Source organism: Candidatus Sodalis endolongispinus (assembly GCF_018777395.1).
Taxonomy (GTDB): Bacteria; Pseudomonadota; Gammaproteobacteria; order Enterobacterales; family Enterobacteriaceae; genus Sodalis_B; species Sodalis_B endolongispinus.
The window spans coordinates 391,026-417,414 of sequence record NZ_JAFJYC010000001.1 but is presented as its reverse complement, the minus strand read 5'-3'; the positions used below and the strand labels follow the sequence as shown (position 1 = coordinate 417,414).

Annotated in this window: 13 protein-coding genes and 7 pseudogenes; 8 read left to right on the top strand and 12 right to left on the bottom strand. The window is 58.4% G+C overall.

Translation table 11 applies throughout. The annotated features are described in order from the left end of the window. Positions 1 to 82: 82 nt before the first annotated feature. The 4 genes and pseudogenes from JZM24_RS02130 to JZM24_RS02115 form a co-directional block, all read right to left on the bottom strand. Positions 83 to 780, bottom strand: a pseudogene (locus JZM24_RS02130) (CidB/LrgB family autolysis modulator). Beyond that, on the bottom strand, positions 780 to 1,175 hold the full coding sequence (locus tag JZM24_RS02125; protein WP_215668408.1) for a CidA/LrgA family protein: 396 nt from the start codon (positions 1,173 to 1,175) through the stop codon (positions 780 to 782). Before JZM24_RS02125 ends, JZM24_RS02130 begins: the two are co-directional and overlap by 1 nt. Before the next feature lie 234 nt (positions 1,176 to 1,409). Further along, positions 1,410 to 3,128 carry a hypothetical protein gene (locus tag JZM24_RS02120; protein ID WP_215668407.1) on the bottom strand — a complete coding sequence of 573 codons (1,719 nt, stop codon included), beginning with the start codon at positions 3,126 to 3,128 and terminating at the stop codon, positions 1,410 to 1,412. Between the two features lie 84 nt (positions 3,129 to 3,212). Next, positions 3,213 to 4,670, bottom strand: a complete 1,458-nt coding sequence (locus JZM24_RS02115; protein ID WP_215668406.1) for a hypothetical protein — start codon at positions 4,668 to 4,670, stop codon at positions 3,213 to 3,215. 300 nt (positions 4,671 to 4,970) lie between these two features. On the opposite strand from JZM24_RS02115, the pseudogene JZM24_RS02110 reads away from it, so the two are divergent. Beyond that, positions 4,971 to 5,130: pseudogene (locus tag JZM24_RS02110) on the top strand (transposase); the annotation flags it as partial. Between the two features lie 38 nt (positions 5,131 to 5,168). Here JZM24_RS02110 and JZM24_RS02105 read toward each other — a convergent pair. Beyond that, positions 5,169 to 6,278 (bottom strand): annotated as a pseudogene (locus tag JZM24_RS02105) (IS3 family transposase). 87 nt (positions 6,279 to 6,365) lie between these two features. Here JZM24_RS02105 and JZM24_RS02100 point away from each other — a divergent pair. Together JZM24_RS02100 and JZM24_RS02095 are read left to right on the top strand one after the other, a co-directional pair. After that, positions 6,366 to 6,611, top strand: a complete 246-nt coding sequence (locus JZM24_RS02100) for a universal stress protein (RefSeq protein ID WP_215669970.1) — start codon at positions 6,366 to 6,368, stop codon at positions 6,609 to 6,611. A gap of 28 nt (positions 6,612 to 6,639) precedes the next feature. Next, a pseudogene (locus JZM24_RS02095) lies at positions 6,640 to 9,340 on the top strand (cation-transporting P-type ATPase). Positions 9,341 to 9,480: 140 nt separating this feature from the next. Here JZM24_RS02095 and JZM24_RS02090 read toward each other — a convergent pair. From JZM24_RS02090 to JZM24_RS19580, 5 genes and pseudogenes are all read right to left on the bottom strand, one after another. After that, positions 9,481 to 10,836: an efflux transporter outer membrane subunit gene (locus tag JZM24_RS02090; RefSeq protein WP_312884989.1), complete on the bottom strand. Its 1,356-nt coding sequence runs from the start codon at positions 10,834 to 10,836 to the stop codon at positions 9,481 to 9,483. A 188-nt stretch (positions 10,837 to 11,024) separates the two neighbouring features. Next, positions 11,025 to 12,197 carry an HlyD family secretion protein gene (locus JZM24_RS02085; RefSeq protein WP_215669969.1) on the bottom strand — a complete coding sequence of 391 codons (1,173 nt, stop codon included), beginning with the start codon at positions 12,195 to 12,197 and terminating at the stop codon, positions 11,025 to 11,027. A 5-nt stretch (positions 12,198 to 12,202) separates the two neighbouring features. Next, positions 12,203 to 13,906: pseudogene (locus JZM24_RS02080) on the bottom strand (MFS transporter). Continuing rightward, a complete protein-coding gene (locus JZM24_RS19585; protein ID WP_376775505.1) occupies positions 13,903 to 14,166 on the bottom strand; it encodes a MarR family winged helix-turn-helix transcriptional regulator in 264 nt (87 codons plus the stop codon). The pseudogene JZM24_RS02080 and the gene JZM24_RS19585 overlap by 4 nt, the downstream one beginning before the upstream one ends. 24 nt (positions 14,167 to 14,190) lie before the next feature. Further along, positions 14,191 to 14,334: a hypothetical protein gene (locus JZM24_RS19580; protein ID WP_376775504.1), complete on the bottom strand. Its 144-nt coding sequence runs from the start codon at positions 14,332 to 14,334 to the stop codon at positions 14,191 to 14,193. Between the two features lie 350 nt (positions 14,335 to 14,684). On the opposite strand from JZM24_RS19580, the pseudogene JZM24_RS02070 reads away from it, so the two are divergent. Then, a pseudogene (locus tag JZM24_RS02070) lies at positions 14,685 to 16,774 on the top strand (putative bifunctional diguanylate cyclase/phosphodiesterase). A gap of 220 nt (positions 16,775 to 16,994) precedes the next feature. Beyond that, positions 16,995 to 18,596 carry a phospholipase D family protein gene (locus JZM24_RS02065; RefSeq protein ID WP_215668404.1) on the top strand — a complete coding sequence of 534 codons (1,602 nt, stop codon included), beginning with the start codon at positions 16,995 to 16,997 and terminating at the stop codon, positions 18,594 to 18,596. A 280-nt stretch (positions 18,597 to 18,876) separates the two neighbouring features. Here the strand turns inward: JZM24_RS02065 and JZM24_RS02060 are convergent, their stop codons facing one another. Continuing rightward, entirely contained in the window at positions 18,877 to 21,267 is a 2,391-nt protein-coding gene (locus JZM24_RS02060) for a phosphoketolase family protein (protein WP_215668403.1), read from the bottom strand. Positions 21,268 to 21,372: 105 nt separating this feature from the next. Beyond that, positions 21,373 to 23,685, bottom strand: coding sequence for a heavy metal translocating P-type ATPase (locus JZM24_RS02055; RefSeq protein WP_215668402.1), 2,313 nt, complete (start codon positions 23,683 to 23,685; stop codon positions 21,373 to 21,375). 88 nt (positions 23,686 to 23,773) lie between these two features. Between JZM24_RS02055 and cadR the strand changes: the two genes are divergently transcribed. The 3 genes and pseudogenes from cadR (at position 23,774) to JZM24_RS02040 (ending at position 26,353) form a co-directional block, all read left to right on the top strand. Next, positions 23,774 to 24,253: a Cd(II)/Pb(II)-responsive transcriptional regulator gene (gene cadR, locus JZM24_RS02050; RefSeq protein WP_215668401.1), complete on the top strand. Its 480-nt coding sequence runs from the start codon at positions 23,774 to 23,776 to the stop codon at positions 24,251 to 24,253. A gap of 83 nt (positions 24,254 to 24,336) precedes the next feature. Further along, positions 24,337 to 24,516, top strand: coding sequence for a hypothetical protein (locus JZM24_RS02045; protein ID WP_215668400.1), 180 nt, complete (start codon positions 24,337 to 24,339; stop codon positions 24,514 to 24,516). A 623-nt stretch (positions 24,517 to 25,139) separates the two neighbouring features. Further along, positions 25,140 to 26,353 (top strand): annotated as a pseudogene (locus tag JZM24_RS02040) (MFS transporter). The last annotated feature ends 36 nt before the right edge of the window (positions 26,354 to 26,389 follow it).

The following is a 26,389-nucleotide window of genomic DNA, read 5'->3' as shown; positions in this document are numbered from 1 at the left end:
ATGGATCTCTGTACATTGGGCAGGCAATCATTGTAAACAGGGATAACGCGATTAACTACGATCGATATCTTATCGTTAACAATTAACCGAATAATTTGAGCAATAATGGAAACAAAAAAGGTGCAATCAGCGACGTGATGATGCCGCAGATGACCAGCGCCAGCGAACTGAATGCCCCTTCTTGAAAATCCACCTCGGCGCAGCGGGCGGGTAACCCAGCGCGTGAGATGCGGTTCCCATCGCCAGGCCGCGCGCCGCCCGGGTGGATATCTGCAGCAGCTTGAACAGACTATGGCCGAACACCGCGCCAAGAATGCCGACGAAGATGACGCATACCGCCGTCGCGGCAGGAATACCGCCGATGGATTGGGAAACCGCCATGGCGATGGGGGTTGTCACCGATTTCGGCATTATCGAGGCGGCCATCTGCGGCGAAACGCCCAGCCACAAGGCAATAGCGGCGCCGCTCACCATGGCGGTAAGACTGCCGGCGAAGCAAATGCTGATAATGGATTTCCAGCGCGCGCGAATCTGATGCAACTGTTCATATAACGGGTACGCTAGCGCCACCACCGCCGGCTGGAGCAAATCATTTAGTATCTTGCTGCCGGCGAAATAGCGCTCATAGGGTATACCGGTCGCCAGCAGTAGCGCGATAATTACCACCATGGAAACCAGCAACGGATTTAATAGCGGCATGCGTGCCCAACCGACCAGGCTGCGAGAGGCGAAAAAGACGCCGAGCGTTAGCGGCAGCGACCACATAAGCGTAGGCAGCATTATCGGTCTCCGGCGTCCTGCGGCTGACCGGCGATCGGCCACTCACGGTGCACATCATAATGGGAACTGAGCCCCACTACCACCATCACCATAACGGTACTGACGGCGCAGGAGATGACGATAGGCCCCAACTGCTGATAATAATTCATCACGCCGACGCCGATGGGAACGAATAACAGCGCCATATAACGGATTAGCAAATAACAGCCGGGTTTCAGCCACAGCGTGGGGACCAGCTGAAAAGAGAGCAACACAAAAAGGAGCAACATGCCGATGATACTGCCGGGGATCGCGAAGGGCAGCAGAGCAGAAAAGAAAATGCCGGCATATAAACAGAGGTAGATGAGTATAAACGCCCGGACAAAGGCCCAGGCATTAGTCACAATCTTGCGCATAATAGCCATCCTAACGATGATGTATTTATTATACAATTAAATTTTGAATTGTGCCAGCCCTCACGGATCGGCAACGGATATCCCCTCGGGGCAACCCACAACGCCGCCGCCAAGGGGAAAATAGCGCTAGTTCAACAAGGGGCGTCGGCGCAGCGATGAGGCACGATATGCCAATCTCTGCACGCGCGTTGACCGCGGCGATAGTCACGTATGATAAGCATAAGCCAGTCTGCGCTATTCATCATCAACGCGCTTTTCAGCTCTACATGCAGTTGGATAAAATCGCTGACATCCTGCTCCTTGGGTGGGGGGCAGGCGATGTTTTTCGGCGTACCGGGTTAATTCGGTCATCAGCCCGTCGCTGAAATGCACCTCAAGCTGGGTGAGCACGTCTTCCGGGTCAGTGGAGCAGATTTTCGGCACCGTCGCTGACGCATCGTGCTGCAGAGTAATAAATCGGTTAACGGGGGACGAGAGCAGAATGATTTGCTTTAACAATTCATCGTTCGCCAACGCAATCCGTTTTTTCACATCGGGGTAATCATGACAGAGCAAAAGTTTGACCAGCGGATCCGTGATAACCACTAAGCCTTTAACGTAAGCGTCCTGCGCCGCATAGAATAACGGCGTTTTTTTCAGCATCGTCGGCGATAGCGCTGACGAAATAGCCGTGCGATTGCCGTCGTCAGTACCCACCATAGCAACATTGGTATAATTTAACCGGGTGATGTTATTAATGAAGTCACAGGCGCGTCGCAACACGTCATTGAATGACGCCACGACCCGTGCAAGCTCGCGGTCATCTACCGAGGAGAGAAAAAGACTGATAAAGGCCTTAAATGCGGCCTCGTCGACCTCGATACGCCGTTGTAACTGGCGCAAGCGGGCTTTGGTGCCCTCCAATAGTAGCCCGGTAAATTTTCGCGCCTCGCTAAATTCGTAGGGCTCCGCCTTTATCCCCTGGGGCGAAAGACGGCGTAATAATAGTTTATCGTTTTCAGCGCCCAATAATGGCTCGTAGAAGGTCACTTTCTGAATATGGGGTTCACGTGCCATCGCCTGGGCGTTAAGCATGGCTTGCTGCCGTCTTTGTGTTTGCGCAGGAGGGAGCCTGGTTGCGCCGGTCATTTTCTCCAGAGTGCTGGACATATTGCCCAAATAGAAAAATTGCCAGCTATTGCCATTGAAGCCTCCCCCGTTATTGAAGACCTGACCGGTGCACGCCGGTGCGTCGTCGCTGGAGATGGCGCACGCCGCGTCCAATTGCGCCAGTGTCAAGCCACTGGCAACACCAAGCCAGAACACCGGCGGCAACCGGATGCCGGCATCGACGACAAGCCACGCGCCTCGCTGGCCTTTTATCCCTAATACCGCGTCCGCGCGCGCCGCCAAAACCGAGCGTAAGCCGATTGTACGATTATAGGTTCGCGCATTATCGCTGAGACAATGGAACATCATGACCCCCTGAATGACCTGCGCAGGGGTTATTTCTTCTATTACCCTTCGTCCGGGCCAGGCGGTAGGTGCCGTACAGGCAAGCGGCGCCGCGGGGCGGCAGGAACTCTTGGCGTCGGCGGGCGGCGGGAAGTCTGACGACTTGGTCACTGAGGGAACGTACTCTCCCAGCGCCGCTTTGACGTCCTTTAAGCGGAAGGGATACCACAGACCCAGGAACAGGGTCTCCAGTATCTCGGGGGCAATAACCGGGCTCCCGCTGGTACCATAACTCTTGACATATTCCAACGTCGGTAGGACCTGCAGATAGACCAATATCGCGGCAAAGCGCAGGTCGAAATCGAGTAAATGCGGGTTGCCGGTGAGTCGCCGGTAAATTTCATGTTGACTGAGGTTATAGAATGCCGGCAATTGCCGATGCTTAGCCGAGAGATCCTGTCGTAGTTTTTGTAATGCGATATACAGCCATTCGGCGGTATGAAATAGTGCGCGCGCCATAGCGGGGTCAGGAGGTTGCTGGGCGTTATACAGCGTCATCAGCCAGGAAGACGAGTGGAAAAACAATGTTGATAAGATTGGGGATTACTCAACGATACCCCCGATCTCATTTTGCATAAAAATCTCCAATTCGCAATACAATGCGCCCGGCACCAGGCGGTCTAACTCAATTTGGTATTTGCCGTGAAAATCCGTCATTGCCATGGGGCCATTAAGGTATTGCGATAGGATACTGCCTAGCTGGAAACGTCCTAACGGCGGGGTAGCAATGACGTCCGCCCATTCGTGGCGCATGGTGCGATAAAGCTGGTGTAAATGCAGGAGATACTGCCTGACTTCGTGCGTGTAGGCGATATGCGAGGCATGAATAAGGTTAATTTCCCGCAACAACTGCAAATAGATTTTTTGCAACAGAGTACCCAAAAGCAAGGGTTCAGCGCCGGTTGCTTCTTCATTACTCAGTGCCTCAATCATAATCGGATGAGAAATACGGTTGTAAAAATCCCGCGGCAGGTGATGGTCAATGAAATCCCCCAAAATAGGCACGTTGCTGACGTCGGCAATATTGTTGAGCTGTGCGCGCTGCAAGGGATAATCGAGCCACTGCTGGCGGGTCGAATTGCGGGATGGGGCGGGTGTGACGCCCACGTCCGCGGTCGCGAGCTGTGGCGTGTCCACGGGGAACAACGGCGTAGGCTGCTTGATGTCGACGGACTTGACGTCAGTGGTTCGGTCGGGCATGACGTCAGTGGTTTGGTCTGGTATGACGTCAGTGGTTTGGTCGGGCGTGACCTCCGTGACTTGGTCGGGGGTGTAGAGGTCCGGGTCAACGCGGGGTTCGGCGCGAGCGCCGGTTGCGGATAACGACATCCCCCCCAGCAGCATTCTTTGCGGCCAACTGCCCCGGGAGGGGATAGCCAACCCTATCGCTGTCGTCAGCAGCGTTTCCAGAGCACCTGATAGCGTCACATAGCCCTGCGGTGAAGATACGCTGGCACCGATGGCCGGCTTGGGCGACGATGTGCAGACGGCAGTAAGTGCGTTTTCCTCCCGGGTGTCTTCACGGTACCTACCTGCCGCCGGTACGCATTTTCTGACCCAGACTTGTTGCCCAAATGACGGCCCACAGGGGGGATCCTCGCGGTGACGGGCTAACGCCTGTGGGCGGTGCGATGCCCCGTTTGCCGCGATTTCCCCTGTGGCGCCGCGACGTTTCCCCTTCGGCACGAAAGGCAGCTGCGCCGCCCCCCCCGGCGCACGCCAGTGAGTGGTCTGCGCGGGCAGGGCGATGTTAACCAGCAAAGACCAATACCGCCGCGCCTTGACGAAAAGTTGATTGACGCTGATGGGGAACTGCAGCCATTGACGCTCGGGCAAAGACGGTGTGGCCGGTAACTGATAATCCAGCGCCACCACCAGACAGGCGAAGGCAAGTAAACTCGGGTCTGGGTCGTCTTCACCGTATTCTCCATCAAATAACAGCGATAGCAGGTTACCGCCCAGCCAGTCCGTTGCGATGGCGTGAAGATAGCTGGCCAGCACCGCCAGCGTGACGTCAGCGCAAGACCTTCCATCATGGCCAAAGCGATATCGCGGCGCTCCGTGACGGACACATATATCGCCTGCGCCAGGGACATTATCTGCAGGGGTAAGATAACATGGGTACTGGCCAACGCCTGAAACAATAAGCGGGATTTCTGCAGTTCGGCAAATGACTTAAATACATGGAGCATGCAGCGGCGGCTATCTTCTGATTTAGCCCCCTGAAACACCAGACAGTAGCTGTATCTCCAGATAAGAGATAGGCTTGAATATATGTCTAACACTAACGCCAATTTTGATATGACCGGGATCCTGTTAGGTCAAGAAGTCCGTAAACGTAAAACTCCTCAGGAAAAAATGGCCATTATTCAGCAGAGGATGGAGCCCGGCATGAATGTCTCCCATCTCGCACGACTGCACGGTATTCCAGCCCAGCCTGCTGTTTAAGTGGAAAAAGCAATTGATCTTGCCCCGCCATCTCCGTACAGCTTTTGTATCTTAAGTTAACGAAGCCCGCTGCCGCCGGTATTCTCTCGGAGAGTGATATCCCAGCGCGCTGTGCGGATGGTTTTCATTGTAATGCGTGAACGCTGCTGCAAGGTTTCGCAGGGCTGCTCACCGCTGTTGTGCAGGGCTCCAGATCCAGTTCTCTGGCGAACCTCTGCGTTTCATGCGCGGTATACGCTGAACCGTTGTCCGTCAACCACTGCACCGCTGTATCGGGTAACCTGTCGCCGAAGCGCTTTTCTACCGACATCAGCATCACATCCTGCACGGTCGAACTGTCGTAGCCTACAGTGCTCGCAGACCAGTCTATGGCCTCTCTGTCGCAGCAGTCCAGTGCGAACGTGACCCGCAGTTTTTCACCGTTGTCGCAGCCGAACTCGAAGCCATCTGAACACCAGCGCATATCGCTTTCTGCCACCGCGATCCTGCCCTTATGCTCACGCCTCGGCCGCTCTGGTTTTCAATGTAATAACAGCAGGTTATGCTCACACATGATCCTGTAAAGTCGTTTCGCATTTACCGGCGTCAGTCCCTCTGCGCGACGTTGTTTACACAGGATGCCCCACACCCGCCGATAGCCGTAGCTGGGCATATCGCTGATGATGTCGAGGATGTCCGACAGTATTTCAGCGTCTGCTTCGTCATTACGCCGGTTACAGCGCCTGTCCTGCCAGTCGGCAGAACGCTTAATCCGCAGTGACAGCGGCGCACGCGACACGCTCATGGCGCGGCTGACCTGTGCTATTCCCCGGCCTTTGGCAACAAGGGCGCGTGCGCTATCCATTTTCGTGACTGGCCGTACTCCACGGCTTCTTTTAGGATCTCAACCTCCATCGTCTTCTTACCCAGAAGGCGCTGGAGCTCCCGGACCTGCTTCAATGCAGCTGCAAGCTCAGAGGCAGGAACAACGTCCTCCCCGGCAGTGAGGCTTCCTTCCTGATATTGCTTTTTCCACTTAAACAGCAGGCTGGGCTGGATACCGTGCAGTCGTGCGAGATGGGAGACATTCATGCCGGGCTCCATCCTCTGCTGAATAATGGCCATTTTTTCCTGAGGAGTTTTACGTTTACGGACTTCTTGACCTAACGGGATCCCGGTCATATCAAAATTGGCGTTAGTGTTAGACATATATTCAAGCCTATCTCTTATCTGGAGATACAGCTACTGTCTGGTGTTTCAGGGGGATAAATCACGCATTCGGCGCGGGAAAAGCTGAGTGATTTCGCCCAGAAAATCGCTATACCGCAGGACAATGTCCATTGCCATATCCGCGATGGCAATATTCGTGACGCGGTGACGCGGGCGGCGGATGAACTGAAGGCCGATGTCATCATTATCGGTTCACGTAATACCAATCTCCAGACCCACCTACTTGGCTCCGATGCCGCGGACATTGTGCGTTATGCCCGTGTTCCTGTTTTTGTTATTCGCTGATTACCTAAGCCGGAAGAAGATACGTTTTATGAAGACAGAAAACACGTTAAAAGCGGCGGATTCGACGCCGCATTATTACCAGCTGTCGGTAGCGGACACGCTGGAGAGAATAAACAGTACGGCGGAAGGATTAAGCCGTGAACAGGCCGCTGTGCGTCTGCGAACGCACGGCGAGAACGTGCTGCCGCAAAAAAAGGCCGGCCGGCATGGTTACGCTTTCTTGCACATTTTAATGACGTATTGATTTATGTGCTTTTGGCCGCCGCGGTGTTGACCGCCGTGATGGGGCATTGGGTAGATACGCTGGTGATTCTGGGCGTGGCGGTGGTGAATGCGCTCATCGGCCATATACAAGAAAGCAATGCGGAAAAATCGCTGCAAAATATTCGCAATATGCTTTCCAGCGAAGCGGTCATTATCCGGCAAGGCGCGCACGAAACGGTGCCCACCGCGACGCTGGTGCCGGGGGATGTCGTTATTATCCGCGACGGCGATCGCATCCCGGCGGATTTGAGAATTATCGAGGCGCACGGTCTGCGCGTCGAAGAGGCCATCCTCACCGGCGAATCCACGGTCGTGGAAAAAACCACCGTCGCGCTGGCGGGGGAACTTTCGCTTGGGGATCGCTCCAATCTGGTATTCTCTGGGACCACCGTGAGCTCGGTTGCCGGTAGAGGCGTGGTGGTGGCGACCGGCGGTGCGACTGAGTTGGGTCATATTAACCAGATGATGTCCGATATCGAGCAGCACCGTACGCCGCTGCTGGTGCAAATGGATAAACTGGGCAAAAGCATCTTCATCAGCATCCTGGTCATGATGGCCGCGTTGTTCGGCTTCAGCCTGCTGTTTCGCGAGATGCCGCTAACGGAATTGATGCTGCCGCTTATCAGCCTGGCCGTGGCCTCGGTACCGGAAGGGCTGCCCGCCATTATTTCCATTATTTTGTCCCTTGGCGTACAAACCATGGCGCGTCAACACGCCATCATTCGCAAGCTGCCGACCGTAGAGACGCTGGGCGCGATGACGGTCATCTGTTCCGATAAAACCGGCACGCTGACCATGAATGAAATGACGGTGAAAGCGGTGATTACCGCCGATCTGGTGTAACGCGTGGAGGGGGACAGCTATGCGCCGGTGGGCGCCATGCACCCCGTGGACAGCCAAACGCCCGTCGCCATCAGCGCCGGTTCGTTGCTGGAGCGGTATTTGCGCACCATCGATCTCTGCAACGACAGTCAATTGATGCAGGATGAAAACGGTCACTGGCAAGTTACCGGCGGACCGACGGAAGGCGCGCTGAAAGTGCTGGCGGCCAAAATGACGCTGCCCCCCGTTTCGACCGCGTTGAGCAGTAAAATTCCCTTCGATTCACAATATAAGTACATGGCGACGCATCATCTTGTCGGTGATGAGGAGCGTATTTTGCTTACCGGCGCGCCGGATGTTCTGTTCCGGCTGTGCCGTGAACAGCAAACGAAAAACGGCCTACAGCTGTTTGATCAACCTTATTGGGAAAGTAAAATCGTCGAGTATGCGCGCGATGGGCTGCGCATGGTTGCCGCCGCCTGGAAACCGGTTACGGCCGGGAAGGGGGAATTGACGCATCAGGATCTTGATCATGGCGTGATATTTCTCGGTATCAGCGGCATGATGGATCCGCCTCGTCCCGAAGCGATCGTTGCGATTCGCGACTGCCTGCAGGCCGGCATCCGGGTGAAGATGATCACCGGCGACCATCCGCAGACGGCGATGAGTATTGGTCAGATGCTGGGAATCGGCAATGCGCACCAGGCCATCACCGGCCGCGAACTGGAGGCGATGGACGATAGCCAGCTCAGCGAAGCGGCACAGGCGTATGACATTTTCGCGCGCACCAGCCCGGAGGATAAATTCCGCTTGGTGCGGGCGTTGCAAAGTCAACAGGAAATCGTCGGCATGACCGGCGATGGCGTGAATGACGCGCCGGCGCTCAACAGGCCGATGTCGGTATCGCGATGGGCATCAAGGGGACCGAGGTGACCAAAGAGGCCGCCGATATGGTGCTGACGGATGACAACTTCTCCACCATCGCCAGCGCGGTACAAGAAGGACGGCGCGTTTATGATAATTTGAAGAAAACCATTTTGTTCATCATGCCGACCAATCTGGCGCAGGGGCTTTTAATCATTATTGCGCTGCTGGCGGGGAATCTGATCCCGCTCACGCCGGTGCTGATTTTGTGGATGAATATGGCAACCTCCGCCACGCTTTCTTTCGGCCTGGCGTTTGAGGCGGGCGAGGCGAATATCATGCGACGGCCGCCGCGCGATCCCCGCTTGCATGTGATGGATAAGTTTGCCCTTTGGCGCGTAGCGTTTGTCGGCGGCATGATCGCCTTTAGCGCCTTTGTGCTGGAGGCCTGGCTGCAACCGCGCGGACACTCTCCGGAATTTATACGCACCGTGCTGCTGCAAACGCTTGTGTCAGCGCAGTAGTTCTACATGATTAATTGTCGCGTTGCCGATGGCTTCTCACTCAATAAAGGCCTGTTGGCCAACCGGTGGATTTGGGTGGTCAGCGCCGTGCTGCTGCTCCAGCTGCTTATCATTTATGTTCGCTTCATGCAGACGCTGTTTGGTACCGAAGCCTTGCCGTTCCGTTACTGGGTTATCACGTTGGTGATCGGACTGGCGATGTTCCTGGTGGTCGAAATAGAGAAACCGTTAACGCGGAAATGGCGCACTGCCTGACCCACGCCGCCTCGTTTACGATGAAAACGAGGCATGATCGCCTCGCGTTGCAGGGCGCCCGCCTTACGGGGTTGGGCGACCTCAGGGACGGTCATTTTACCGCGAAACGTCGGGTAGTGCTGCCGCCGGCCGGCGCATTATCAGGACGCCGCCGCGGTGTCAACCTGCCAGCCGCCGCCTAAAGCGTGGTAAAGATCGATTTGCGCCTGCAGCAGATCGTTTTGCAATGCAATCACGCTTATCTGGGTAGCATAAAGCGTACGCTGTGCGTCCAGCTCCTCCAGATAGGATGCGTAGCCGTTGATATAACGGTTATGCGCGATACGCAATTGCTCCTGCACCACTTCCTGCTGCGAGCGGGTTTGCGCAAGCTGATCGCGCAGCTGCACGATATAGTACAGACTGTTATTGACTTCGCTAAAGGCGTTACGCACCGTTTTCTCGTAATTATATAGCGTTTGGTTACGCGAGGCGGCGGCGATGTCCACCTGCGCATTCAGCACTTCACGGTTAATCAGCGGGGCCAAAATACTGCCGCCGACGCTCCATAGACGGAAAGGGGTATCGAGCAATTTCGCCAACGCGTCATCCTGCAGCGTGCCGGTGGCGGTCAGATTGATCGACGGCAGCAAATTGGCGCGGGAGGCGGCCAGAGAGGCGTCAGCGGCGATAAGCTGGCGTTCTGCCTGCACGATATCGGGACGACGACGCATCAGCTCCGACGTTAGCACGGCGGGCAGCGGCAACGCGACAATATGGTTCAGGTCGGCGCCGCGAACCACGCTGCCGGGATTGCTGCCCACCAGGATGCGCAACGCGTTTTCCTGCTCGGTGATTTGATGCGTCAACTGCGGTATTTGCGCCCGCGCGGCCTGATATTCCGCCTGCGACTGTGCCAGCTCCAGCCGCGAAGAGTAACCGGTTTCAAATTGCCGACGCGCCAGATTGAGCGAATTTTGCCGCGTTTGCAGCGTCGCCCGGGTTAGCGCCAGTTGTTCATCCAAGGAACGCAGCGTGAAATAACCCGAGGCAACGGAGGAGGCGACGGTCAGCATAGCCGCCGCCGCGGCCGCCTGCTGTGCTTCCAGCGTTGCCCGTGCCGCACGCTGCGCCCCCCACAGATCGACATTGTAGCTGGCTTGTAACCCCCCCTGATAAACGGTGCTGTGGATAGGCAGACCGGTCACCGAGGACAGCGTGCGGGCGCGGCTACCGTTGATTTGTGCCTCAAGCGTTGGCAGCCTGTCGCCCTGAATTGCCCGCAGACGGGCGCGGTATTCCTCGACCCGCGCCCGGGCGGTGAGGATGTCGGTGTTATTGCGTAGCGCTTGTTCCACCAGTGCGCTTAGCGCCGGATCGCCGAACGCATGCCACCAGTTCGCCTCTACCGGTGCGCCGGGGCCGACGCTATTACGCCAGGCGGCCGGGATCACTAGCCGCGACGAGGCGACGGGTTCGCGGGGGGCACCGCAGGCGGCCAGCAGCAGGCAGGTGATCGCGAGGCAGACGGTGCGATAGCACAATGAACAGTGATCTAACGGTCGGCAACGGCAACGGCCATTGGGCCCGCGCCGGCGCTGGTTGCGCGGGTGCGCAGGGGGCCTGTGTCGGGTCGATTGGCGGGCTGTTACCGTCTGACGCCAGACGAAACCGGTTAACGGGCGGCGCAGGCTTTGAGGGGCCATCAGTGTTTTACTCCCTCTGCCGCACTGGACACATCCGGCGTGCTGTCGCGGGCTGCCGGGGTAGCGCCAAGCGGCGCCGGCGTGCCGTCGGGGGATGCCAGGGTGCAGCCAGCAGGCGCCGGTGTCGTGTCAGGAGCAACCTGCGCTTTCTCCTGCGTGGCCGGGGTGCTGGCGGTTTCGATATTCACCTCCACCGACATCCCGGGACGCATCCGCCGGTACAGGGCATTATCATGGTCGATGCGCACGCGCACGGGAATACGCTGGGCGATTTTGACGAAATTACCGGTGGCATTGTCGGATGAAATGGCGCTGAACTCCGATCCGGTGGCCGGCGAGATGCTTTCCACCACGCCGCTGAAAGTGGCGCGCTCGAGGGCGTCGACGCTGAAGCTGGCCCGCTGCCCCAGCCGGATCCGGGCCATTTGCGTTTCTTTCATGTTGGCAATGATCCACATTTGCTCCGGTACCAGCGAAGTCAAATGAGTACCGGCGCTGACATAGGCGCCTTGGCGCACTGAAATCTGGCCCAACTGACCGTCGCGCGGCGCGACGATGCGGGTATTGGCCAGATCGATTTGTGTCAGTTCCAGCGCTGCCTGGGCATTGGCGACATCCGCCGTCAGCGAGGCGCGGTTGACGATCACCGTTTGCAGGTCCTGTTTCGCTTTTTCCAGCGAGGCTGCGGCCTGGGCGATATTGGCGGCTGCCTGACTGGCGCTGGCGCGTGAGGCATCCCGCTCCCGCAGCGATAACGAACCGTCGGCGACCAGATTTTCCACGCGTTGCAGATCCAGCTGCGCCTTGAGCGCCTGCGCTTCGGCGTTTTTCACTTCGGCCCGGTATTGCTCGACCGACGCCTGTGCGCTGCGGCGCTGCTGAACGTTATTTGCCAACGCCGCGCGCTTCATCGATAATTGCGCCTGCGCTTGATGCACCCGCTGACGATAAATGCGCTGATCGATAACCATCAGCACCTCATCCCGCCGGACCCAGGCAAAATCCTGTACCCGCACCTCGGTGATGTAGCCGCTGAGCTGGGGGCTGATGACGGTAACTTGCCCCCGGACATAGGTGTTGTCGGTAGACTGAACTTGACGGGTGAAAGGGGGCAATTGCCAGGCGTAGAGGATCACCAATACCCCTACTAGCGCGATCGCCGCCGAAATCATGATGGTCAAAATGCGCGCATTACTGCTTTTTCTTTTTCCGGCGCCGCCGCCGTTGCCGCCTGTCTTATCGTCGTGGCCGCTTCACGCCGCGGTGCACGTCGCGCCTGAATGCGCAGCCGCAGTAAACGCCATAAAATCCAGACCAGCGTCACCAGCGCAATCGCTACGGTCAGCAGGTAAACATCGTTATAGGCCAGCGTATTGGCTTCGCGGCTGGCAATGCTTTGCAACTGCGACAACCCCTGTACCCCTTGAAGATAACTGTCGTTCAACATGCCACCGTAGGCGGCGGTATAACTGTTCACCCGCTCCGCTACCAGCGGATTTGCCAGCGTCAACTGCTCGGTAAGCTGGCTGGAATGGAATTTTTTGCGCACCACCTGAAAAGTACCCAGCAGCGCGGCGCCCAGCAGGCCGCCGATATTCTGACTCATGCCGAAGAGCACCGAAAAACTGACCAGATTGCGCGGCTCGGCCACCACGCCGCCTATCCCCGCCAGCAAGGCCGGGGCCAGAAAGAAGGTGCCGCCGAAGCCGAGCAAAAACTGGCTGAAATAAAAGTTTTCCGGCCGGGTCAGGCTATTGGAATGAGCGTCCATCAGCGAGGCAAACATCATCAGCGCCAGGGAGATAATGATAGGCTGCGGCAGTCTTTTCGGATTGACGGTCAAGGCGCTGCAAAAGACACCCGCTATCATGCCGAGCAGAATGGCCACCGACAGCCCGCGCATCTGGTCATTGAGCAGGCCGATTTGCTGCAAATAGCCAATGGCGCCGGTATTTTGCTCCGATAACACAATCCGTATCAAAATCATGATAAGCCCCAGGCGGATGATAGCGCCGCTGCTGAGCCAGCGGGTGTTAAGCAGCGGATTGCGGCGCTGGTGCTTTACCACCAGCGCGCTGACGATAAGCACTACCGAGGCGGCCAGCGACCTGCCTATCCAGGGCGCTTCTTGCCACCAGTCGATTTTTCCCAGTGACAGGACGCCGCACAGCAACGCCATGCCGGGTGCCATCAGCATAAAGGTGAGAGAATCCAGTTTCTCGAACACCTTGATCCGATCGCTCGGGGGCAGCTTCATCAGTAATACGCCGGCCAGCGACAACAGCGCCAGGCCCAATTCAAACAGGTACAGGCCGCGCCATTCGTTCAGCGCCAGCAATTCCGAAGAAGACAGCCGCGCCAGCGGCGTGGCCATCTAGGCGATGCCGATGCCGACCGTCAACGCCTTGAGCCGTTGCTTGGCCGGAAATGCCTGTATTTGATAATAGATGGACAGCGAGCTGAGCGCCGCGCCCACCATGCCATGCGCGGCGCGCACCATCATCGCCGTACTGAGATCATTGACGAACAAATGGAAAAAGGTGACCAGCACATACAGCACCAGAAACGCTTCCGTAAACACCCGCAGACCGTACTGCTGACGGAATTTCACCAACAGCAGATTAATCGAGACATTGGTCATCAGGTAAACCGCCGGCAGCCAGGCTATTTCGTTGGAATAGGCGCCGAACGAACCCTGCAGGTTGGTGAGATTGGCGGTGACCAGCGCATTACCCAGACCGCCGGTAATGGACACCAAGATGCCGACCAGACCATATGCGAGGCGTCGGTGCCAGGGGTGCAGCGGCGTGGACGGCGAGCCGGGCAGGGTGGGTTTTTCATGGGGCAGCCACTGCCGGGGGGCGTAGGGATCGCTTTTCATCGCTGTTTGGCCTCCGCTGCCTGTAATAAGGTGTCCAAAACCCGCCAGGCGGTATCGAGATCCGGCTCGCTTACATAGGATAATAGTTCATTTCTCAGCGTGTCTGCCTCGTTTTTCACCTGACGATAGAGGGCCTTACCTTCTGCTGTGGTGATCAACAGTTTTTGGCGCTTATCGGCGGCGAGCGTCTGGCGGCGAATCAGGTTTTGTTGCTCCAGGCGATAAATCAACGGCACCAGGCTGGCGGTTTCCAGTCCCAAAAACGCCGCCAGTTATTTTTGGGTTCAGGGTAGTGTTTGCTCGGCGTCGGCGATAGCGGATACCGCGACCCAACTGGCGCGGCTAAGCCCGGCCTCTTCAATGGCAAGGCGCCAGGCGTGGGCGGTACGGTGCAATAGCCGGGGAAAATTTGCATTGTGCGATTTCACTCAGGCAGGTCATTTATTAGATACCTAACTAAAAATACCATGTGTTACGCCCCCTGCCTATCCCCGCGACGCGGAAAAACGAAGTTTGTCTCACGCGCGCACCGCCGGTCTGGATGGAACCTCGTGCCTGCGCGCCTTGGCTATACTGAATGGGGGACCCCTTTGGCGTATTGCGCCTTTGACTGGCGCGGTCGGCGCGAGGCATTTTACGCCAAAGGCACCGGTGTTCTCCGCTTATCATCCGCCGGGTGCCAATGAAAAAGCGGTTTTTTTGCGTCGGGCCTTGCAAGCATTGGGTAAATTACCATTGATATAGGCACTATGGCAGCGAAGTATTGTGAGATGCAACCATGAGTCAATCCCCACTGGACCTGGAGGAGCAGCACCGTCTTGCCATTTTGGAAGAATATGGCGTTCATTCCGCTTTGGCGGAAACCAGCCTGGACCGCATCATCCATCTCACGGCCAATATCTTCAATGTGCCGATAGTGCTGATTTCACTCCTTGAGGCGGACCGGCAGCTCTTTGCCGCCAGCCTTGGCGTGAGCGTCTGCGAAACGGGACGCGAGCTTTCCTTTTGCGCCCATGCCATTCGCCAGCAGGACATCATGGTGATCCCGGACGCCAGGCTGGACGCACGCTTCGCCGATAATCCGCTGGTGACGGGCGATCCACATGTCCGCTTCTATGCCGGCATGCCGCTGCGCAGCCAAACCGGCTACGCGCTGGGCACATTATGCATTATTGACCGTACGCCGAGCGTTGAGTTGAGCGCCAGCGATCGCCGCAACTTGCGCGACCTGGCGGCGCTGGTCATGGATAAGCTGGAAATGCGCCGTCTGGAACTAGCGCGCGGCGAGTAATAACCGTTTTGAGAATATCGCCCGCACCTCGCCGGACGCCATTATCTGTGTCGATCATCATAGCCACATCACCTTTTGGAATAACGCCGCCGTCAGATTATTCGGTTACTCGCGCAGCCAAATTCTTGGTCATCCTCTCTCCTTGCTGCTGCCGGAGGCGGTGGTGTCCAGCATGACGCAGCTGGCCGCGCGTCAGGAAGCGCTGGCCGAAGGCGTCACGCTGGAACTCTCGGTGCGCACCGCAGGCGAGAGCCTGATCCCGGTGGAGCTTTCGGTTTCGCTCTGGATGGAGGGCGATGATGTCAGCTTCGGCGCCATTCTGCGCGACATTACCGAACGGCGGCAAAACGAAGAGCGGATGTTCCGCCTGGCGCACATGGACTATCTGACCGGTCTGGCGAACCGGACACAACTGAGCTTCAGCCTGGAGCAGGCGCTGCGGGATGAGAAGGCCGCCATCATTATGCTGGTGGATTTGGATGGTTTTAAGGATGTGAATGATAGCCTGGGCCACGATGGCGGTGATGCGCTGTTGGTGGATGTGGCGCTAAGACTTCAGGCGGCGGTGCGTTCGGGGGATACCGTGGCGCGCATGGGCGGCGATGAGTTTGCGCTGTCGTTGCCGGGGCTGGATGACGCCCGCCAGGCCGGCGAGATAGCCGATCAGATTATCGATGACATCTCGCGCATCACAACCGTGGACGGGCAACGGGTGACCATCAGCGCCAGTATTGGCATCGTCCTGTTTCCCCTGCATGGCGCGACAATGCAGGAATTGCTGACCAGCGCCGATCTGGCGCTGTATCAGGCCAAAGCCGAAGGTCGGCACTGCCGGCGGTTCTTTACCCCCGCCCTGCGCGAGCTATCCCAGGCCAGACGCTCCCATCAGTCGCAAATGGCGCGCGCTTTCCAGCAGGAAGAGTTCGAGCTTTATTACCGGCCGCAGGTGCGGCTGGCCGACAACGCGATTATTGGCGCGGAGGCGCTGCTGCGCTGGCACCATCCAGAAAAAGGGTTGCTCGGCCCGGCGGCGTTTCTGCCGGCGCTGTACGCCGGCCCTTGGGCCGAAAGGGTAGGGGAATGGGTCATCCGCACCGCCTGTCGCCAGGCCGCCGACTGGCGCCGCCAGGGGGCAAAAAATTTTCGTGTCGGCGTAAACTTGTTCAACGTGCAATTTCGCACCGGCGCCCTGGCGCATCAGATCCGCGGCATTTTGGCGGCAACCGGTTTGGATGCCGAAGCGCTGGAGCTAGAAATTACCGAGAACATTATCCTGCGCTACGACGAAAATATGCTGCGGCCTTTGAAAGAATTGCGTAATGAGGGCGTCGGTATCGCCTTCGACGATTACGGTACCGGTTACGCGTCGCTGAGCATGCTGAAAGATTATCCGGTGACGCGGCTAAAAATAGATCAAACGTTCGTCCGCGCCAGATGCCGCCATTCTCTACCTCGGCAGCAGTTTTAAATTGGGCGTTATCGCCGAGGGTGTGGAGACGATGGCGCAGGCGGAGATGCTGCGCAAAGGCTGCCGGGAAGCCCAAGGCTTTTTGTTTGGCCAGCCGGTTTCGGCATAGGATTTTGGCGCGCTATTGAGGACAGGCGTGCGGAGCTAGTCCCGCGTTGCGGTTGTTGCATTATGCTATAGTTTGGTTAATAACCTATTTAGGAAAACGACAGCATGATGCCAGCTTTACTCTGCGGCGAGGGATGTGTTGGTTTTTGTCATTGCGTTTCGCCGGGCCGGTCTCCCCTTAACCCCTCTGGCATGCTGCACCTTATCGCCGGGCGGTCATCATGAGCCGCAGCGAAAATTCTGTCGGCGACGCCGCTTTACGGCGGACGGCGGCGGGGCGACGTCGGCTATCGCGCCCTCTGGGCTGCCGCGCGCTACACCGTTTGCTGCTTTCCTTTGGCCGGCGGGGCGCGAATTCTCCGTCCCATCCCTCGTTGGCGCCGGCGCCGGAGCAGACCGCCGACACCCAGCTGGGACAATTGCTGACGCCGCGCAACGCCGGTCATCCCGGGCAAAGCGGCCTCCTTTCGCTGCAAGACGCCGAGGGCGCCTTTGTTGCCCGTCTGCTGCTGGCCGCAACCGCCGAGCGTACCCTTGATGTGCAATATTACATCTGGAACGGCGACATCACCGGCACCTTGCTGATGCATGCGCTCTATCAGGCGGCGGAGCGCGGGGTGCGCGTACGGCTATTGCTTGACGACAACGGTACCGCAGGAATGGATGGCATTCTGGCCGCCTACGATGCCCATCCCCGCATCGAAATCCGGCTGTTCAATCCTTTCGTGGTGCGGCGGCCGAAATTGCTGGGGTATCTAACCCATTTCCGCCGCGCCAACCGCCGGATGCACAACAAATCCATGACCGCCGATAATCAGGCCACTATCGTCGGCGGCCGCAATATCGGCGATGAATATTTTGGCGCGACCAGCGGCATCCATTTCACGGATATGGACGTCCTGGCGGTCGGCGCGGTGGTGCCTGACGTTTCGCGCGACTTCGACCGTTATTGGTCCTGCGCCTCGGCGGTGGCGCTGGACCGGGTATTACCCAGCGGCAGTATGAAGGCGCTGCAGTTTGAGGTGGAGCGGGCGCCCCTTGCTGCCCAGGCGCCCCAGGCGCGCCGTTATCTGGCGGGTCTGGCGAACTGCGAGATTTTCAAGGCATTGGCCGACGACACGCTGTCAATGCGCTGGAGCACGGTGACAATGGTGAGCGACGATCCCGATAAAGGACGGCGAGAGCTGGCCTCGCAAGAACTGATGATTTATCGGTTGAAACAGGTGATGAGCAACCCGGCGCGTCGGCTCGATTTGGTGTCGCCCTATTTTGTTCCCACCGGCGCCGGCGTGAGCTTGTTTGCGGCGATGGTGCGTCAGGGGGTGCAAGTGCGGGTATTGACCAACGCGCTGGAGGCCACCGATGTCGCGGCAGTGCACGCGGTTTACGCCCGACGCCGGCGAGCGCTGCTCAAAGCCGGCGTGGTGTTGTATGAAATGCGCCGGCAGCATGACGACGTGCGGCGGCGCAACGCCGTCCCGTTCGGCAGCTCCGGTTCCAGTTTGCATGCCAAAACCTTTGCCGTCGACGATCGTCAGGTCTTCGTCGGCTCCTTTAATTTTGACCCACGCTCGGCGCGACTGAATACGGAAATGGGGTTTGTCATTAATGACGCCGTGCTGGCGCAGGCTGTCGACCGTGCTTTCGATGAAGAGGTGCCGGACAGCGACTATGCGGTGACGCTTGATGATACGGGACGGCTTTGCTGGCTTGAGCAGAAAGACGGGCAGGAGATACGCCACTATCACGAGCCGGGTACCGGCTGGTTTAAGCGTCTGGGTATCGCTCTGGTGTCCCGGCTGCCCATCGAATGGCTGCTTTAACGCGTTAAGGCGCGCTCGTTTCACCAACCGCTCGGTCGCGCGCGACGGACATAGGCGGCGTGGTGTCAACACCCTCACCGCCGGCCGGTGGCGGGCGCAAACAATGCCTCTGCCCGTCAGCCGATGGCGGGCAAAAGCAATACCCGCCAACGGCACCCTGGCAGACGGGGTGATGTTTCGTTCCGATAAGCGGCGTTGCCGCAACGGCACCTCTGACGACTGCCGACTGCCGGTGGCGGTCCGCATTCTGGACCGTCTGGCTGCTATGCTGCGAAACGCGTCATGGCCTTGCCTGCCAGCGCCAGTCCCTGACTTCAGGCAAATCGTCGCCGTGGGTGCGCACATAGTGATAGTGCTCATCAAGCTTGCGGCGAAACAGCCCGAGCGCCGCTGCCGTGTGCTGCAGTCCCGGCACCCGCTCAATGGCCTCTATTGCTAAATGGAAACGGTCCACCTTATTGAGCACCGTCATATCGAACGGGGTAGTGGTGGTCCCTTCCTCCATAAACCCGCGCACGTGGAAATTGGCATGATTTTGGCGTTTATAAGTCAGGCGCTGGATCAAATAGGGGTAGCCGTGATAGGCGAAGACCACCGGACGATCCGGCGTGAATATTTCATCGAAAAAGGCGTCGGTGTGGCCGTGGGGATGCTGCTGTTTTGCCTGTAGACCGAGTAAATCGACCACGTTGACGACGCGGATGATAAGGTCGGGCAGATGTTGGCGCAGCAAATCGACCGCCGCCAGGGTTTCCATGGTCGGCACATCGCCGGCACAGGCCATGACCACATCAGGTCCTTTAGCGCCGCTTTCATTACCGGCCCACGCCCAGATTCCCATGCCGGCTTTACAGTGGGCTGTGGCCTCTTCCAGCGAAAGCCATTGCGGCGCCGGCTGTTTGTCCGCGACGATGACATTGATACGGTCGAAGGTATTCAGGCAGTGATCGCCGACCCACAGCAGGGTATTAGCGTCCGGCGGTAGGTAGATGCGCACGATATCCGCCTTTTTATTGGCGACCAGATCGACGAATCCCGGATCCTGATGGCTGTAACCGTTATGATCCTGGCGCCAGACGTGAGAGGACAGCAGGTAGTTCAGCGACGACACCGGCTTGCGCCAGGGCAAGGCGCGTGACACCTTCAGCCATTTGGCGTGTTGATTGAACATGGAATCGACGATATGGATGAACGCTTCATAACAGGTAAACAAGCCATGCCGGCCGGTGAGTAAGTAGCCTTCAAGCCAGCCCTGGCAAAGATGCTCGCTGAGCACCTCCATCACCCGGCCGTCTTGCGACAGCGATTCATCATAGGACTCGATGTTCTCCATCCATACCCGATCGGTGGCCTCAAAGACGCTGCTTAAGCGGTTCGAGGCGGTTTCGTCCGGGCCGAACAGGCGGAAGTGGCGGCGTTCAGCGTTAAGCGTGAAGATATCGCGCAGATAGTCGCCAAACACGGCGGTGGATTGGACCTGTGCTTCCCCGCGTTGCAGGATCGTGACCTGATAATCGGCGATAGGCGGCAGCAGTAATTCCCGGCGCAGCAGACCGCCGTTGGCGTGCGGATTGGCGCCCATCCGTCGTGTCCCCTTGGGGGCCAACTGTTGCAGCTCAGGCCGCAGCCGGCCGGCGCTGTCGAATAACGTTTCGGGTTGATAACTTTGCAGCCACTGCGCCAGGATTTGCCGATGGCCGGCATCTTCGCGGCAGCCGGCGACCGGCACATGATGGGCTCGCCAGAAACCTTCGGTTTTTTTACCGTCCACGGTTTTCGGTCCGGTCCAACCCTTGGGGCTGCGCAGCAGAATGAGCGGCCATTGGGGAACCCCCTTCGGCGCATCGCCCTGGCGGGCGGTCTGTTGGATTTCGCCAATAATATCAAACGCCTGATCCAGCGCGGCAGCCATTTTTTCATGCATCGCCATCGGTTCATCCCCGGCGACCACAATGGGCCGATAGCCGTAACCGCTAAACATGCGGTTGAGATCGTCGTCGCTACAGCGCGCCAAGATGGTGGGATTGGCGATTTTGTACCCGTTAAGGTGCAAGATCGGTAACACCGCGCCATCGCGGGCTGGATTAATGAATTTGTTACCGTGCCAGCTGGCGGCCAGCGGGCCGGTTTCCGCCTCGCCGTCGCCGATAACGCAGGCGGCAATCAGACTCGGGTTGTCAAACACCGCGCCATAGGCGTGCACCAGCGAATAACCCAGCTCTCCCCCTTCGTTAATGGATCCCGGCGTTTCCGCCGCCGCATGGCTCGGGATCCCGCCTGGAAAGGAGAATTGACGGAACAGCAGACGCATACCCTCTTCATTTTGCGCCACCGTCGGATAAATCTCGCTGTAAGTCCCTTCCAGCCAGGTGTTGGCCACCATGCCAGGCCCGCCGTGACCGGGGCCGCAAATGTAAATCACATTGGAATCGCGCGCGCGGATAATGCGGTTCAAGTGGACGTAGATAAAGTTCAATTCCGGGGTCGTGCCCCAGTGGCCCAGCAGGCGGGGCTTGATATGTTCGGGTACCAGCGTCTGGCGCAAAAGCGGGTTGTCCAGCAAATAAATTTGCCCGACCGAGAGATAGTTGGCCGCCGACCAGTAGCGGTGCATTAGCTGAAGTTCTTCGGGCGAAACAGCGGTCGCGGGCCGCGTAGCAGGGGTGTCCATCTGAGCTATACCTCCAAAGGCTGGCTATGTGGAACGCCTACCCCAATTCTAGACCGGCTTGCCCGGCCTTGCCGCCTTGGCAGGCCAGGGAACTGTTGGTGAATGTTACCGACCGCGCGGCAACGCAAGGCGCCGCAGCCGCAGGCCGTTGGCCACCACCAGCAAGCTGGTGCCCACATCGGCGAAAACCGCCATCCACATGGTGCCCGCGCCTGCCAACGTCAGTAGCAAAAACAGCGCCTTGATGCCCAACGCCAGCGCAATATTTTGTATCAGAATGCGGTGGGTGGCGCGCGACAGCCGGATAAACTGCGCAACCTTGCGCAAATCGTCATCCATCAGGGCGACATCCGCGGTTTCAATAGCGGTGTCGCTGCCCAACGCGCCCATGGCGAAACTGATATCCGCCCGGGCCAGCGCCGGCGCATCATTGATGCCATCGCCCACCATACCTACCGTGCCCTGGCCTGCCAGCTGGTTTATCTTTCGCAGTTTGTCTTCCGGCAACTGGTCGCCATAGGCTTCATCGATTCCCGCCTGCGCCGCAATAGCCCTGGCGGTTGGCGTGTTGTCGCCGCTGAGCATCAACGTGTTGACGCCGGCCTGGTGCAATTGTGCGATGGCCGCGCGGCTATGGGACTTCAGTGTGTCCGCCACCGCAAACAGCGCCTGCACTTTTCCCTCGCCCATCAGCATTACCAGGGTTTTGCCTTGCTGTTCTAGCGCGGCGGCCCGTGAGGCGAGGACGTCGGTTGACAGCCCCAGTTCATCCGCCAGCCGCCGGTTGCCGAGATACCACTGGCCCTCCGCCATCACGCCCGTGATACCGCGGCCGGGCAGGGCGGTGAAATTGGTTACAGTGACGGGAGCGTTGCCTTCCCGTTCAGCCGCCTGGGTAATGGCCTGCGAGACTGGATGATCGGAGCGAGAAGCCAGCCCGGCCGCAAGTTGATAGAGCGCCTCGGCATCACGTGCGCCGAAGGTGTGGCGATCGGTCAGGACGGGTTTCCCGTGCGTCAAGGTACCGGTTTTATCGAGCGCCAGCCAGCGCAGGCTCCGCCCTTTTTCCAGATAAATGCCGCCTTTAATTAAAATACCCTGCCGCGCCGCAGCGGCCAGACCGCTGACGATAGTCACCGGCGTGGAAATGACCAGCGCGCACGGACAGGCGATCACCAGCATCACCAGCGCTTTGTAGATCCACTCATACCAACCGCCGCCCAGCAACAACCGCGGTAAAAGCGCTACCAGCACCGCGAGAACCAGGACCAAAGGGGTATAAATACGCGCGAAGCGGTCAACAAAACGCTGGGTCGGCGCGCGATTCCCCTGCGCTTCGTTGACGGCGTGGATGATACGGGCCAGGGTGGTGTCGCCGGTGGCGGCGGTGACCCGGTAGCTAAATGAACCGGCTTGATTGAGCGTGCCGGCAAAGACCGTATCCCCCGGCCGTTTTTCCACCGGCAGGCTTTCACCGGTGATAGACGTCTGATCTACGGTAGAATTGCCTTGCTCAACCGTGCCGTCAAGGGCGACGCGTTCACCGGGTTTGACCCGCAACAGGCCTCCGACCGGCACCGTACCGACCTCTACCTCTTGCCAACTGCCGTCGGCCTGTTGCAGGCTGGCGGTCGCCGGCACGCTTTGCAGTAAACCGCCGATGGCGTTGCGGGCGCGATCGAGGGAACGGGCTTCTATCAGTTCGGCGAGGTTAAACAAGACCATCACCATCGCCGCCTCCGGCCATTGCCCGAGCAACAGCGCGCCGGTGACGGCGATGCTCATCAGCGCATTAATATTCATTGTCCCCTGCCGCAGGGCCAGCCAGCCTTTTTTGTAGGTCGTCAGGCCACAGGCGACCACCGCCAGCAATGCCAGTACGGCGCTGATTCCGTCCGGCCACGACAACCAGTGGCTGATTTCCGAGGCAAAGGCGGCGATAGCGGCCAGCACCAGCGGCCAGCGGCGTTGACGCGGCACCGCGTCGTCGGCGAGCGGCTCGTCGGCCGCCGCGATCTGCGGGGTAAAACCCAGCGACCGTATCGCTGCAAGGATGCGGTCAAGGCTGTCCGGGCGATGGACCACCGTCAGCACACGTTGCATAAGATTGAATTCCATCGCCGTTACCGCGGGCAGAGACGCGAGTTTTTTGCGGATCATCCCTTCTTCGGTGGGGCAGTCCATCTGCATGATACGGATAGGCGTGCGTACACCGCCGTCCACTTCCCGCGCCGCCGCGAGTGGTTCCGGTCGCGGCTCGCTTCGCGTGGTGCCGGCACCCTGCGCGCGCGCGCCGCAGCAGGCGTCGCCGGCGGTTTGGACGCCGTCCGCGTTCGTGGTGTTCGTGGCACCGGCGGCCAGGGGGCGTGCCGTGGTAATTTTCGCGGCGCGGCGGGGCAATTTCTCGTTGCCGTTCATGGTGGCAGTCTCCCGATGGCTTGTCGTTAGTTGTCAATTCAACACCCTGAAGCTACTATAGGGTCAAGAGGGTAGTGAGGAGATCGGAATGAAAATCGGCGAATTGGCCCGTCAGGCCGCCTGCCCGGTGGAGACGGTGCGTTATTATGAGCGGGAGCAACTGCTGCCGGCGGCACTACGCGACCTGAACAACAACTACCGCCATTATGACCAGCGCCACCTGGAGCAGTTGGTCTTTGTTCGTCGCTGCCGTTCGCTGGAGATGACCCATGACGAAATCCGCGAACTGCTGGCGGCACGCCGGGAGCCGGATGCCGGCTGTAGCGCCATCGATGGTTTGATTGAGGCGCATCTAGAGCACGTTCGCACCCGCATGATGGAACTGCAGGCGCTGGAGGCAGAGCTTAATGATTTGCGCGGCCGCTGCGATGCCGCGCGCGCGACGCGTCATTGCGGCATTTTGCATGAGCTTGATCATAAAGCGCCGCCGGCGCGGGAGCAGTCTGCGGCGCACGGCAGTCATGTCGCCGGTCGCCTACATGGCACCGACGTTAACGGTAGCGCCTGAACGGCCGCACAGCACCCGCTGCCGGACATCAGGGTTATCTGGCCTGCGGCAACCTTCTCTCCTTTTCCATTCGAGGCCATAACATGACGGATAAAAAGCCGGAAGATACGACGATTGATGAGGGATTGGCAAAGCTGCATGAAGCGAGCGAGCAATTGACGGAACAGCAACTTGACGCCCTGGCGCAAGCCGCGCAAGAGGCGGCGCAAGACAGCCGACGTGAGGCGCAGCCGGCGCCGGTTGCGAAGAAAAAACCACTCTAACTGCCAATAAGTTTGAGGCCGGTGCGATCCAGCCGTATGGCCGCGCCGGAGCGGTGATCAACCGGTGTAGTTACCGACAATGACCGATAACAACCGCCGCGCTGCGCGTCGGTTGAAGCTATTCAACAAACAGTTCTCTGCGGGATGCCCGTTCGCCTGACCGCCGGGTGGCTAGCATGGTTCGTCCCCCCCCTCACTGACACATTCCCACGCGCCTTGCCGAACGGCATTTGCTCACACTCCCTGCCGCTTGGCATTCGCTGGCACCCGCCGCCACGGTTTTTTTGCTTGGCGCCCCCTACCGAGGGATCTTTACTGGCACCCGCTGCCGCACGGCATTTTCCCGCCGGAAGTTGCTTTTGGCTTGGAAAATTGTCCGCGCTGACGATATAGCCCTACGCAGGACATGGAGATTTACCCTTTGCATCGCTTTGAAACAACTTTGACCTAGCTGGCTAATTATTGCATGTTATAAACAACTGGTTAACACGGCCAAAACATGACATCAGCACCGGTTACACGACCGGACATTCGGAGCCTGCCGCTCTCGTCCTGCCAATCGCGCTTCTGTTTACTGCGCTTCGTTACCGGTACCCTACTTTCAGAACCACAGGATCACATCTATGTTCAATTGGACTGCGACCCAGCGCAATGTGGCTTTCGCCTGCTTTGCCTGCTGGATGCCTTTGATTTCTTCATTCTGGTGTTTGTGCTGAGCGACCTCGCTGGCTGGTTCCATACCGATATCGCCAATGTTGCTATTTCCATTATGCTGACGCTGGCGGTCCGGCCCATCGGGGCGTTGCTGTTCGGCCGTCTGGCGGAGAAGTTCGGTCGCCGGCCGATATTAATGCTCAATGTTATGATGTTCTCATTATTTGAACTGCTCTCGGCCTGGTCGCCGACGCTTGGGTTGTTTATCGCCTTCAGGGTTATCTACGGCATCGCAATGGGGGGTATCTGGGGTGCTGCCTCGTCGCTGGCAATGGAAACCATCCCCGATCGTTCACGCGGGCTGATGTCCGGTATTTTCCAGGCGGGTTACCCGGGCGGCTATTTACTGGCATCGATAATTTATGGGTTGTTCTATACGTTGGTAGGTTGGCGCGGCATGTTTCTTATTGGGGCGCTGCCGATCCTGCTGTTGCCGTTTATCTACTTTAAAGTACCGGAATCGCCGGTGTGGCTGGCGGCGCGCGAGCGGAAAGAGAGCGTGGCGCTATTGCCGGTGATTAGGACACACTGGAAACTGTGCCTTTATCTGGTGATACTGATGGCCTGTTTCAACTTTTTCAGCCACGGTACGCAGGATTTGTATCCCACCTTCTTGAAGGTACAACACGGCTTTGATCCGCATACCGTCAGTCTTATCGCCATCGGTTATAACATTGCCGCTATGTTGGGCGGCATTACCTTCGGTTCATTACCGGAACGCATTGGCCGTAAAAAAGCCATGATTTGTGCCTCACTGCTGTCACTGCCGGTGCTGCCGCTGTGGGCGTTTTCCTCCGGTTCACTCACCATCGGCCTCGGCGCGTTTTTGATGCAGTTCATGGTGCAGGGTGCCTGGGGCGTCATCCCCAGCTATCTGACGGAGCTGGTGACCGCCAACTCCCGCGCGGTGCTGCCCGGGTTCGTCTACCAGTTGGGGAATTTACTGGCGTCGGTAAACGCCACGCTGCAGGCTACTATTGCCGAGTCGCACGGTAACAATTATGGCCTTGCCATGGCGCTGGTGGCGGGAACCGTGGCGATATTGATAGCGATATTGGTGTCCTTTGGCCGGGAAACGCGAGGGCTAACCATCAGCGGTAATGTCGGCGTCCGCCACGATTAGGGGGCGCCGTGTGGCGACATCCGCGTGATGGCGCGC

Excerpts from the sequence above, each read along its gene's own strand:
- JZM24_RS02045 (WP_215668400.1), top strand. The coding sequence starts at position 24,337 with ATGACGGATAAAAAGCCGGAAGATACGACGATTGATGAGGGATTGGCA.
- JZM24_RS02125 (WP_215668408.1), bottom strand. The coding sequence starts at position 1,175 with ATGCGCAAGATTGTGACTAATGCCTGGGCCTTTGTCCGGGCGTTTATA.
- JZM24_RS02065 (WP_215668404.1), top strand. The coding sequence starts at position 16,995 with ATGAGCCGCAGCGAAAATTCTGTCGGCGACGCCGCTTTACGGCGGACG.
- JZM24_RS02055 (WP_215668402.1), bottom strand. The coding sequence starts at position 23,685 with ATGAACGGCAACGAGAAATTGCCCCGCCGCGCCGCGAAAATTACCACG.
- cadR (WP_215668401.1), top strand. The coding sequence starts at position 23,774 with ATGAAAATCGGCGAATTGGCCCGTCAGGCCGCCTGCCCGGTGGAGACG.
- JZM24_RS02085 (WP_215669969.1), bottom strand. The coding sequence starts at position 12,197 with ATGATTTCGGCGGCGATCGCGCTAGTAGGGGTATTGGTGATCCTCTAC.
- JZM24_RS02120 (WP_215668407.1), bottom strand. The coding sequence starts at position 3,128 with ATGGCGCGCGCACTATTTCATACCGCCGAATGGCTGTATATCGCATTA.
- JZM24_RS02060 (WP_215668403.1), bottom strand. The coding sequence starts at position 21,267 with ATGGACACCCCTGCTACGCGGCCCGCGACCGCTGTTTCGCCCGAAGAA.